The sequence below is a fragment of the Kutzneria viridogrisea DSM 43870 genome (assembly GCF_000525635.1).
GTDB lineage: Bacteria > Actinomycetota > Actinomycetes > Mycobacteriales > Pseudonocardiaceae > Kutzneria > Kutzneria viridogrisea.
On the sequence record NZ_CP007155.1, the window covers coordinates 6,840,088 to 6,852,295 of the forward strand.

Consider the following 12,208-nt stretch of genomic DNA (forward strand, 5'->3'; position numbering starts at 1 on the left):
GATCTGCCCGGGCCAGCGGGCAGACGGGGTCACTGCGGTTCGTGCTCGGCGGCGAGTTCGGCGGCGAGGACCCGGCCGATCTCGGCGGCCGAGGGTGCGCGCAACAGGTCGTGGTGGGCGCCGGACAACCGGTGGACCTCCAGCGGACCGGCCACGTGGCGCTTCCAGACCGCGGGAGACAGCCGGTCCGCCGCGCCCTCGCCCGCGGCCAGGAACACCAGGCGGCCGGTGTACTCGGGGGTTTCGTGCCCGGTGAGCAGGTCCACGGTGTGCAGGGCCGTGTCCACGAGCGCGGCTGCCCGGTCGGCGGGCAGGTCCAGCACCGCGCCGAGCCGGTCCACCACCTGGTCCCGGTCCGGCTGCCCGCCCGGGTCCACGCCGACCCCACGCAACAGTTCGGCGAGGATCGCGGTCGCGTCCCCGTACACCGCCTGGTCGGCGAACGGGTAGCTGTCGATCAGCGCGAGCAACTCCACGCGCTCGCCGCCGCGCTGCAACAGTGCCGCCACGGCGTGCGCGATGATCCCGCCCAGGGACCAGCCGACGAGCCGGTACGGGCCGTGCGGTTGGTGCCGCTGGATCTGCGCCACGTAGTGGGCCACCAGCTCCGTCGCGGTGGCGGGCCGCTCGGCGAGCACGGCCTGTACGCCGTACACGGGGTGCTCGGTGCCCAGGTGCGGCAGCAACGCCGCGTAGCTCCAGCTGAGACCGGTGATCGGGTGGACGCAGAACAGCGGGCGGTCGTTGGTCCCGGCGGTCAACTGGATCACTGGGTCCAACAGGTCACCGGCGGGGCTGGTGCCCAGTCGCTGGGCGAGGCCGCGCACCGTGGGCGCGGTGAACAGCTCGCGCAGCGGCACCCGCACGCCGAGCACCTGGGCGATGCGCTCGACGAGCCGGAGGATCAGCAGCGAATGGCCGCCCAGGTCGAAGAAGTTGTCGTCCACGGTGACACCGGGCACGTCCAGCACCTCGGCGAACAACTCGCACAGAGCCTGCTCGCGCGGGGTTCGGGGGTGACTGCCCGCGCCCGCCGTGAAGGCCGGTTCCGGCAGCGCCGCGCGGTCGAGCTTGCCGCTGGGGGTGAGCGGCAACTCGTCCAGCACCACCACGACAGCCGGGACCATGTGCGCGGGCAGCGTGGACGCCACGTGTGCGCGGATCGACGGCGCGCTCGCCGCGGGTGGGGCCACCACGTAGGCCAGCAACTGGTCCTGGCGGGCCACGACCACCGCCCGCGAGACCTCCGGGTGCCCGGTGAGCGCGGCCTCGACCTCCCCGGGCTCCACGCGGAACCCGCGCACCTTCACCTGCTGGTCGGTGCGGCCGAGGTAGCTCAGGTCCCCGTCAGCGGTGAGCCGCACCAGGTCCCCGGTGCGGTACATGCGCGTACCGGGCGCACCGAACGGATCGGGCAGGAACCGCTGCGCGGTCAGGTCGGGACGGTGGAGGTAGCCGAGGGCCACCCCGGCGCCCGCGAGGTAGAGCTCACCGATGACCCCGATCGGCACCGGCCGCAGGTCCGCGTCCAGCACGTAGCGGCGGACGTTGCGCAGCGGCCTGCCGATGGGCGGGTCCTGGTCGATCGAGTCCGAAGTGGACCATTCCGTGGCGTACACGGTGGCCTCGGTCGGACCGTAGATGTTGTGCAGGGTCCGGGCCGACAGCGCGTGCTTGACCAGGCGTGCGGTTGGTGCGGTCAGCGCTTCACCTGCCAGCACAACGGTTCCCGCACTGACGGTGGACCCGCCCTGGGCGGTGACCTGTGCCAGCGCGGAGGGCACGCCGCTGATCAGCGAGGGCCGCGACGCCCGGGGATCCCGGTCGGCCAGCGCCAGCAGATCGGGCAGCACCTCGACCGTGCCACCGTGCGCCAGCGGCACGAACAGCTCGAACACCGAGACGTCGAAATTCAGCGAGGTCGTGAACAGCACGTGCGCCAACTGATCGCGACTGAACCGCTCACCGCCCCACGCCAGCAGGTTGGCCACGTTGCCGTGACTGACCACAACCCCCTTGGGCCGCCCCGTCGTCCCCGAGGTGTAGATCACGTACGCCGGGTGCAGCGGGTGCGGTGCCCGCACGGGGTTGTGGTCGGCGCGCGAGGTGGCCGCCAGTTCGTCCAGCACGATCCACGGCAGGCCGGTTCGCTCGGTGACGGGCTTCGTGGCTGCGATTCCCAGTACCGGCCGGGTGTCGTCGAGCATGAACTCGATGCGGCTCGCCGGGTAGGCCGGGTCCACGGGCAGGTAGGCCGCACCGGACTTCAGCACGGCCAGCACGGCGACGACGAGTTGGCTGCCGCGGGGCAGCGACACCGCGACGAACCGTCCCGGACCTGCCCCGGCCGCGATGAGCTCGTGCGCCAGCCGGTTCGCCCGCCGGTTCAGCTCCGCGTAGGTCACCGACTCGGCACCGGCCAGGACGGCGACCTGGTCAGGGTTTGCCGCCGCCTGCCGCTCGAACACCGTTGGCAGGCACGGGTCCATGGCCGGTTCGATCGGTGCGCCGAGCACGAACTCGCGTTCAGCCGCGCTCAGTACGGGCAGTTCGCTGACGGCCTGCCCGGGGTCGGCAGCAGCCGCTTCGACCAGCCGAACGAGGTGTTCCGCGATGCGGTCCACAGTGGACTGATCGAACAGGTCCCTGCTGAAGCTCAGCTCGCCACTGATGCCGTTGGGTTCCCCGTTGTGGTCGAAGGACTCCTGCCACGCCAACAACAGGTCGAACTTCGCGGCGTCCACGTCCACGGCCACGTCCGACACTGCCAGGCCCGGGAAGACCGATCCGCTGTCCGGGATGTTCTGCACCACCATCGACACCTGGAACAACGGATGCCGCGACAAGGACCGCTTCGGGTTGAGCACCTCGACAAGCCGATCAAACGGCACATCCTGATGCGCATAAGCCGCCAACGCGGTCTCCCGAACCCGCGCCACCAACTCCCCGAACGACGGATCACCCGCCACATCAACCCGAACCACCAACGTGTTCAGGAACAAACCCACCACATCGTCCAATGCCACATCAGCGCGACCGGACACCGGCACACCCACCGGGATCGTGGGCCCAGCACCGAGACGACTCAGCAGCGCACCAAATGCCGCCTGCAACACCATGAACAGCGTCGCCTTGTTCGCCCGCGCCACGCGGTGCAGGTCGGCGTGCAGTGCCGCGGGCAGCGCGAGCCGCACGACCCCGCCCCGGTGGACCGCGGCCTCACCGCGCGGGCGGTCGAACGGCAGCGCGAGCTCCTCGGGCAGCCCGGCCAGCTCCGCACGCCAGAACGCCAACTGCCGCGCGGCGACACTGTCCGAATCGGACTCGTCACCCAACAACTCACGCTGCCACAACGTGTGATCCGCACACTGCACCGGCAACGGCTCCCACGTCGGCGGCCCACCCGCGAGCCGTGCGGCGTAGGCACGGGACAGATCGCGCTTGATCACCTCAACCGACCAGCCGTCACCGGAGATGTGGTGCACCACCAACAGCAGTACGTGCTCGTCCGCACCGACCTCGAACAGCGCGGCCCGGACCGGGAGGTCGGCGGCTAGGTCGAAGCGCCGGGCGGCGGTGTCGGCGAGGGCGGCGGGCAGGTCCTGCTCGGCGACTTGCCGCACCGTGACGTCGAGGGTGATCCGGGACGGGTCGAGGACCACCTGGCACAGCGCACCGTCGACGTCCTGGTAGAGCGTGCGCAACGCCTCGTGCCGCACCACCACGTCCAGCACCGCGGCACACAGGGCATCGCGGTCCAGCGCACCGGACAGCCGCCACGCGACCGGCATGCTGTAGACCGCGCCCGCGTCGTCCAACTGCTCGATGAACCACAAGCGCTGCTGACCGAAATTCGCCGGGACCCGGTCCGGACGGACAGCAGGCCGCAGCACCGGGCGTGCCACCTCACGACTGTTGATCCGGGCGGCCAGCGCACGGACGGTCGGCGCCTCGAACACCTCGCGCACGGGCACTTCCACGCGCAGCACCGACCGGATCCTGTTGACCAGTCGCAGTGCCAGCAGCGAGTGGCCGCCCAGCTCGAAGAAGTCCTCGTCCAGGCCGACGGTCGGCAGGTCCACGGTGGCCGCGAACAGCTCGCACAGCAGCACCTCGTGCGGGGTGCGCGGCGGACTGGCCTGACCGCCGTGGGCGAACTCGGCCTCGGGCAGCGCCGAACGGTCCAGCTTGCCGCTGGGGGTGAGCGGCAACTCGTCCAGGAACACCACGGCCGCCGGGACCATGTACGCGGGCAGGGTCGAAGCCAGGTGGGTACGGATCTGCGCGGCGGTCACCGGCTGGACGGCGACCACGTAGCCGATCAACTGGTCCCGGCGTGCCAGGACCGCGGCCTGCCGGACGGCCGGGTGCCCGGTGAGCGCGGCCTCGACCTCCCCCTGCTCCACGCGGAACCCACGCACCTTCACCTGTTGGTCGCCGCGGCCGAGGTAGACGATGTCCCCGTCGGCGGTGAGCCGCACCAGGTCCCCCGTGCGGTACATGCGCGTACCGGGCGCACCGAACGGATCGGGCAGGAACCGCTCGGCCGTGAGCCCTGGGCGCTCGTGGTAGCCGCGACTGACCCCGGCGCCCGCGAGGTGGAGCTCACCGGTGACGCCGACCGGAACCGGCCGCAGGCCCTGGTCCAGCACGTAGCAACGCACATTCGGCAACGCCTTGCCGATGGGCGGGTCCTGGTCGATCGAGTCCGAAGTGGACCACTCCGTGGCGTACACGGTGGCCTCGGTGGGGCCGTAGATGTTGTGCAGGGTCCGGGCCGACAACGCGGTCGCCACGGACTGCGCTGTCGCGGCTGAGAGCCCCTCTCCCGCCAGCACGACATTGTCGGCGCCAAGTCCCCGCAAGTCGTTGGCGGCGAGTTGGGACAGCGCGGAGGGCACGCCGCTGATCAGCGAGGGCCGCGGCGCCCGGGGATCCCGGTCGGCCAGCGCCAGCAGATCGGGCAGCACCTCGACCGTGCCACCGTGTGCCAGCGGCACGAACAGCTCGAACACCGAGACGTCGAAGTTCAACGAGGTCGTGAACAGCACGTGCGCCAACCGATCGGGGCTGAACCGCTCACCGCCCCACGCCAACAGGTTGGCCACATTGCCGTGACTGACCACAACCCCCTTGGGCCGCCCCGTCGTACCCGAGGTGTAGATCACGTACGCGCCGGTGAGCGGGTGCGGCGCGACACCAGGATCGGTCGCGGGCCGAGTCGCCAACGACGCCTCTACAGCGGGCGAGTCCAACCGCAGCCAGGTGGTCTCGCCACCGGCGGCAGTCGGCTCACCCACCGTCAGGCCGAGCACGGGGCGCGCGTCGGCGAGCATGAACTCGACCCGGCTCGCGGGGTACGCCGGGTCGATCGGCACGTACGCGGCCCCGGACTTCAGCACCGCCAGGACCGCGACGACCAACCGGGCGTCACGCGGCAGCGACAGGGCCACGAACCGCTCAGGACCCGCACCGGCGGCGATCAGCTCGTGCGCCAGGCGGTTCGCCCGCTCGTTGAGCTCCGCGTAGGTCACCGACTCGGCACCGGCCACGAGGGCGACCCGGTCGGGAGTTGCCGCGGCCTGCCGCGCGAACAACTCCGGCAGGCACGGCTGGACAAGGGGTCCCACCGGAGCACCCAGCACGAACTCGCGCTCTGCCGCGTCCATGACCGCCACGGCGCTGACCGGCAGGTCCGGGTCCGCGGCGACCGCTTCGAGCAGGCGGACCAGGTACCCAGCGATTCGGTCCACAGTGGACTCGTCGAACAGGTCCCTGCTGTAAATCAACTCGCCCTGCACACCGGCGGGCTCTCCGTTGTCGTCGAAGGACTCCTGCCAGGCCAGCAGCAGGTCGAACTTGGCGCTGTCGAGGTCGACCGGGACCTCGGCCACCGACAGGCCCGGGAACGTGGCGCGGCTGTCCGGGATGTTCTGCACCACCATCGACACCTGGAACAACGGATGCCGCGACAACGACCGCTGCGGGTTGAGCACCTCGACAAGCCGATCAAACGGCACATCCTGATGCGCATAAGCCGCCAGCGCGGTCTCCCGAACCCGGGACACCAACTCCGCGAACGACGGATCACCCGCCACATCAACCCGAACCACCAACGTGTTCAGGAACAAACCCACCACATCGTCCAGGGCGGAGTCGGTACGGCCCGAGACCGGCACACCGACCGGGATGACCGTTCCAGCACCGAGGCGGCTCAGCAGCGCAGCGAAAGCCGCCTGCAACACCATGAACAGCGTCGCCTTGTTCGCCCGCGCCACGGTCTGCAACTGCCGGTGCAGACCGGTCGGCACAGCCAGGCGCACCACGCCGCCCTGATGGCTCGAGGTTTCGCGGCGCGGTCGGTCGAACGGCAGCGCCAGCTCCTCGGGCAGCCCGGCCAGCTCCGCACGCCAGAACGCCAACTGCCGCGCGGCAACACTGTCCGAATCGGACTCATCACCCAACAACTCACGCTGCCACAACGTGTGATCCGCACACTGCACCGGCAGCAGCTCCCACACCGGGGCCCGCCTGGCCAGCCGAGCGGTGTAGGCCCGCGCGAGGTCCCGCTGGACCACGCCGACCGACCAGCCGTCACCGGAGATGTGGTGCAGCACCAGCAACAGCACGTGCTCGTCCGCACCGAGCTCGAACAGGACAACCCGGATCGGCAGGTCGGCGGCCAGGTCGAAGCGCCGGGCGGCGACCTCGGCCATGGCCGAGCTGAGGTCCTGCTCGGACACCGCCCGCACGGAGAAGTCCAGGGACAGCTCGGCCCCGTCGGCGATCACCTGGAACAGGGCGCCGTCGGCGTCCTGGTACCGCGTGCGCAAGGCCTCGTGCCGCACCACCACGTCGAGCACCGCGGCACACAAGGCATCCCGGTCCAACGTGCCGGACAACCGCCACGCCACCGGCATGCTGTACACCGCGCCCGCATCGCCCAACTGCTCGATGAACCACAAGCGCTGCTGACCGAAGTTCGCCGAGACCCGGTCCGGACGGACAGCGGGCCGCAGCGCGGGGCGCACCTCGCCCCTGCCGTCGATGCACCCGGCCAGCGCGCGGACCGTGGGCGCCTCGAACAGGTCGCGCACGGCCAGCTCGACGTCGAGCACCGACCGGATCCGGCTGACCAGCCTGGTCGCGAGCAGCGAGTGGCCGCCCAGGTCGAAGAAGTCCTCGTCCGCGTCCACCGAAGGCAGGTCGAGCACGGCCGCGAACAGCTCGCACAGCAACTCCTCCTGCGGGGAGCGGGGTGCGCCGGACAGCCGGGGCTCGGGCAGTGCCTCGCGGTCGACCTCACCGGTGGGGGTCAGCGGCAGTTCCGCCAGCAGTACCACGGCATCCGGCAGCGGGTAACCCGGCAGGTCCTCGGCCAACCGGTCCAGCAGCTGCTCGGTCGCCGGGGGTGCGCTGCTCTCGGCGGGCACCACGTAGGCCACCAACAGCTCGTAGCCGTCCTCCTCCACCAGGACCAGCGCGGCGGCACGCGCCACGTCCGGGTGCGCGGCGAGGCTGGCCTCGATCTCGTGCAGTCCGGTCGACTCGGCTTGCAGGGTGGCACCGTCCGAGTGCTCGATCATGACTTCCCCCAGCTGGTGTGGACGTTGTGGGCGCGCGGGCGGCTCGGCCGGTTCACCCCCGCCGACGTGCCGCGGCGGTCCGGCGGCGGGCGGGCGCGGCGCGGCCGGGATCAGGCAGTGCCTCGCGGTCGACCTTGCCGTTCGGGGTGAGCGGCAACTCCGCGAGCAACACCACCGCCGCGGGCACCATGTAGTCGGGCAGCACCCGAGCCACGCCCGCGCGCAGGTCCTCGGCGGTCGGCGCCGCGCCCGGCCCGAGCACGACGTAGGCCACCAGCTGTCGTGTCCCGTGCCGGTCGGTCCCGGCGACCACCACGGCCCGGCTGACCCCGGGCAGTCGGCTGACCACCGACTCCACCTCGCCGACCTCCACGCGGAAGCCGCGGATCTTCACCTGCCCGTCGCCGCGCCCGAGGAACTCCAGCGCCCCGTCCGGGCCGACGCGCACCGCGTCCCCGGTGCGGTACATGCGGCTGCCCGGCGGGCCGAACGGGTCGGGCAGGAAGCGCTCGGCGGTCAGCCCCGGCCGGTCCAGGTAGCCGCGCGCCACCCCGCTGCCCGCCACGAACAGCTCCCCGGAGTCGGTCCGCGCCAGGTTCTCGTCGAGCACGTAGGCGCGCATCCCGCTCCGGGGCCGCCCCAGTGGCACCCGGCGGGCGCCGTCCCAGGAGCCCGCCACCACCCAGTGCGTGACGAACAGGGTGATCTCGGTGGGGCCGTACAGGTGCCGGACGCGGACCTGCGGGCAGGCCGCGAGCACCCGGCTCACCGCGGCGGGCGGCACCACGTCCCCGCCGGTGAGCACCTCGCGCACCGGGCGGAACGCCTCCGGCAGTTCGTCGGCGACCACGCCGAAGATGCCCGCGGTCAGGTGCACGGCGGTGATCTCGTGGCGCACCAACAGGTCCCGCAGCGAGCTCGCGTCCAGGTGCCGCGGCGGGGCGACCACGACCCGGCCGCCGTTGAGCAGCGGCACCCACAGCTCGTAGGTGGAGATGTCGAAGGCGTACGGGGCGTGCAGCAGCACCGCTCGTTGCGCCCCGTCCGCCCAACAGGGTTCGGTGGCCAGGTCGACGACCCCCTGGTGGGACACGGCAACGCCCTTGGGCACGCCGGTGGACCCGGAGGTGTGGATGACGTAGGCGAGCCCGTCGGGGCTGACCCGCCCCCCGGGATCACTCGTCGGCTGCCCGGCCAGCTCCGGGTCCTGGTCCACCACGACCACGTGTGCCCCGTGCTCGAACCCGACGGGGTGCCAGGCGCGGTCCACCAGCAGCACCTGGGCCCCGGCGTCGGCCAGCACCCAGCCCTGCCTGCTCGCGGGGTAACCCGAGTGCAGCGGCACGTAGGCCGCCCCGGCCTTGAGCACCGCCAGCAGGGACACCACCAGGTCGATCGAGCGCTCCTGGAGCACCGCGACCCTCGACTCGGCCCGCACGCCCAGGCCGATCAGCCGGTGCGCGAGCCGATTGGCGCGGGCGTCCAGCTCGGCGTAGCTCACCGCCTGGTCACCGAACTCCACGGCGACGGCGTCGGGGTGCTGCTCGACCTGGGCCGCGAACCGGCCCTGCACCGTGCACGGGGACACCGCGCTCACCTCCGGGTTGGTGTGCTGCTACGAGTCCTGGCCGGGGAAGGCGGGATTGGTGTAGAGGCGCTGCTCGGACCAGATGTAGCGGGTACCGCCCCACTTCGCGGCCGAGGCCACGTCGGGGAAGAAGCCACTGCCGTTGAGGTTCGCGCTGGTGTTGCACAGCACCGGGATGCCGCTCACCTGCTCGTAGGCGGTGAGGATGCGGCCGGTCGCGCTGTTCGCGGTGGCGTCGATGGTCTGTAGGCGGGCGGTGCCGTCCAGGTGCACCACGGCCGGGACCCGCTCGGCCCAGCCGGGACGCATGTGGTGCTCGAACAGCATGTACGGGTCGGCGCCGCCGGGGTTGAACACCTCGGCCGCCCGCGAGGTCAGGCAGATCGGCGCCACCGGGCGGTAGTGCGCGCGGTCCTTGATGCGGTTGAGCCGCTCCTTCATCGCCGGGTCCGTGGCGGGCGCCAGGATGCTGCGGTTGCCCAGCGCCCTGGGGCCGATCTCGGCGCGGCCGTCGAGCACGACCACCGGCTCGCCCTCGGTGTGCAGCAGCTCGGCGAGCTGACGCTCGTCGCAGGGGCGGACCTGCCAGCCCGCGGGCACGGGGCCGGGCACCAGCCGGGGTCCACTGTAGACATCCCACTCCAGCGCGAGGTGGCCGCCCTCGCGGAACATCTCGCAGCAGGCGGTGCCGATGGCCGCACCGGAGTCGTTGGGGAAGGGCGGCACCCAGACGTCGTTGAACAAACCGCTGCCGCGCAACAGGTTGTTCCACTTGATGTTCAGCCCGCAGCCACCGCCGAGCACCAGGTTCGGCCGCTGGACCGGCCCGCCGCCGCGCAGCGCGGACAGCCGCTGACCCCAGGGGCGGCGGCGCACCTGCGCGGTGAGCCCGCGCAGCAGCGCTTCTCCCAGGTACGCCTGGAAACTGGCGATCAGGTCGGCGTTGCTCAGCCCGGGCAGCAGCTGCTCGCGGTTGACCGCGACCTTCTCCCCGACCAGCTTGGCGTTGTCGGTGGACACCGTGGGGAAGCTCGCGATGATCTCGTCGAAGACCCCGAACGCCTCGGGCTCCACCCGGCCCAGCGCGGCGTAGGCCATCGCCTTGCCCGCGATGGACAGGTGGTGGCGCATCACCTCGTCGGGGGTGAAGCCCTCGGTGGAGCGGTTGAACGGCTCGAAGCGCGAGCTGAAGTCGGCGAAGCTGTTGCCGGTGACCGACAGCAGCGAGGCGATCGGGGTGACCGCCCTGGTGTCGGCCCGCACGTGGTACAGGCGGGGAACCATGCTGCCGTCCCAGACCAGCACCAGCGCGTCCTCGCCGCGCGCGGCGAACGGGCTGGAGCAGTAGGCGCCGAGCAGGTGGTTGCTCACGTGGTGGTAGCTGGCGTAACCGCCGCGGCCGGGGGCGAAGTCGTAGCCGTCGAAGGTGTACCGGTGGATCGGGTCCTGGGTGCCGCGGTCCTGGTAGGGCGCGACGGTCACCTCCAGCGGCACCCCGCCGTCGGTGCTGGCGATCACCGACACCGGGGCCTGCTCCTGCCCCTCGGTGAACCAGCCGTCCACCACGTAGCGGTCCACCTCGGCCGGGTCGATGCCCTCCGCGCGCAGGATCCGCGCCACCCGCCGCAGGTCGCCAAGCGAGCTGTAGCGTTCCCCGTTGTCCAGCTTCTCCACCTCGGTGCTGAACAGCAGGCGGTTGTCCCGGATCACCGCGACCCCGCCGTCGTGCGAGACTTTGACTCCGCAGATCAACATTGCCGCAAGCCCTTCTGGCGCAGGAGTGTTGCCGAGCAGACAGGTCGGTTCACGCGGGCACCTCGGCTTCGGTGGCGGGGGTCTGCGGCCGGTCGGTGGCCCCGGACCGCCGTTGGCAGAGCACGCCCGCCCCGGTCAGCACGAGGCCGCCGAGACCGGCCGCGGCGAAACCCCAGACGTGCGAGGCGTTGTCGATGACGAAGCCGACGACCGGGTTGCCCAGCGCGATGCCCAACCGGGTCGCCGAGTCCTGCAGGCCCATGGCCTCACCGCGCACCCTGGCCGGGGCCAGCCTGCTGACGGTCTCCGCACACGCGGCCAGGGTCGGCGTGCACATCAGGTTCATCGGGATCAGCGCGATGCCCAGCAGCCACCACGGGTGGTCGACCAGGCCGACCGGGACCACCAGCAGGCCGAGCAGACCGGCGAGCAGGGCCTGGCTCAGCGACTTGCGGACCGCGCCGTGCACGAAGCCGCCGAGGATGGAGGCGATCGACATCATCGCGAACACCACGCCCGTCCAACTGGTCTCCCCCGAGGCGCCCATGCCCGCGATCAACGCCAACTCGGTGCCGATCAGGGTGAACAGCGCGCCGACGGAGATCAGCAGCGCGGCGACGAGCCTGCCGTCCAGCCAGGTACGCATCCTGGGGCGGGCCACCTGCTCGCCGGGCGCGGCCTCCTCGGCGGTGCGCACCGGCAGGTTGGTGATCCACAGCGCCAGGGAGGTGAGCCCGATGCAGCAGCCGATCCCGGTCAGCGCCACCGCGGAGGACAGCTGGGTGGTGACGAACACGATCAGCGCGGGGCCGAAGATGAACGAGGTCTCGGCGAGGATCGTGTCCAGGGTGAACACGGCGCGGCGCTGGTCCTCGGGCACCAGCGCGGTGAGGAACTGGCGGGTCAGCGAGTTCGCGGGCACCGCGAGCAGGCCCGCGGGGGCCGCGAACACCACCAGCACCAGGTAGGGCAGGTGCGGCACGCCCACCCAGTACAGGGTCGAGCAGAGCCCGCAGACCGCGACCACCCTGCGCAGCCCGAAGCGGTCGATCATCCGGCCCACCGCGGGCGCGCCGAGCGCACCGCCGATGGTCGTGGCGGTGCCCACGAGCCCGGCCTCGGCGTATCCCTTGCCGAGGGTGTGCACCACGTGCAGGGTCATCAGGATGCCCATGGCGGTCATCGGCAGCCGCGCGACGAACATCATCAGGATGGTCGTCCGCACGCGGGGCAGGGCCAGCACGCGTCGGTAGGCTTGGGGCAACATCTCGTGATCAGT

At 71.7% G+C, this 12,208-nt stretch carries 4 protein-coding genes; all 4 read right to left on the bottom strand.

All coding sequences use genetic code 11. The features are described 5' to 3' along the window. Window positions 1-29: 29 nt before the first annotated feature. From KALB_RS30135 to KALB_RS30150, 4 genes are read right to left on the bottom strand one after another with little or no spacing between them, the layout of a single operon-like run. The gene (locus KALB_RS30135) at window positions 30-7,586 is read right to left on the bottom strand and encodes an amino acid adenylation domain-containing protein (RefSeq protein WP_052360498.1); all 7,557 of its coding nucleotides are present in this window, start codon (window positions 7,584-7,586) and stop codon (window positions 30-32) included. 52 nt (window positions 7,587-7,638) lie between these two features. After that, a complete protein-coding gene (locus KALB_RS30140) occupies window positions 7,639-9,174 on the bottom strand; it encodes an amino acid adenylation domain-containing protein (RefSeq protein WP_052360499.1) in 1,536 nt (511 codons plus the stop codon). A gap of 27 nt (window positions 9,175-9,201) precedes the next feature. After that, on the bottom strand, window positions 9,202-10,929 hold the full coding sequence (locus tag KALB_RS30145) for a carbamoyltransferase N-terminal domain-containing protein (protein WP_025359406.1): 1,728 nt from the start codon (window positions 10,927-10,929) through the stop codon (window positions 9,202-9,204). 49 nt (window positions 10,930-10,978) lie between these two features. Continuing rightward, a complete protein-coding gene (locus KALB_RS30150) occupies window positions 10,979-12,196 on the bottom strand; it encodes an MFS transporter (protein WP_025359407.1) in 1,218 nt (405 codons plus the stop codon). Window positions 12,197-12,208: the final 12 nt, after the last annotated feature.

Bases quoted from the DNA above. Each gene is read 5' to 3' on its own strand.
- KALB_RS30135 (WP_052360498.1), bottom strand. From the start codon at position 7,586: ATGATCGAGCACTCGGACGGTGCCACCCTGCAAGCCGAGTCGACCGGA.
- KALB_RS30145 (WP_025359406.1), bottom strand. From the start codon at position 10,929: ATGTTGATCTGCGGAGTCAAAGTCTCGCACGACGGCGGGGTCGCGGTG.
- KALB_RS30150 (WP_025359407.1), bottom strand. From the start codon at position 12,196: ATGTTGCCCCAAGCCTACCGACGCGTGCTGGCCCTGCCCCGCGTGCGG.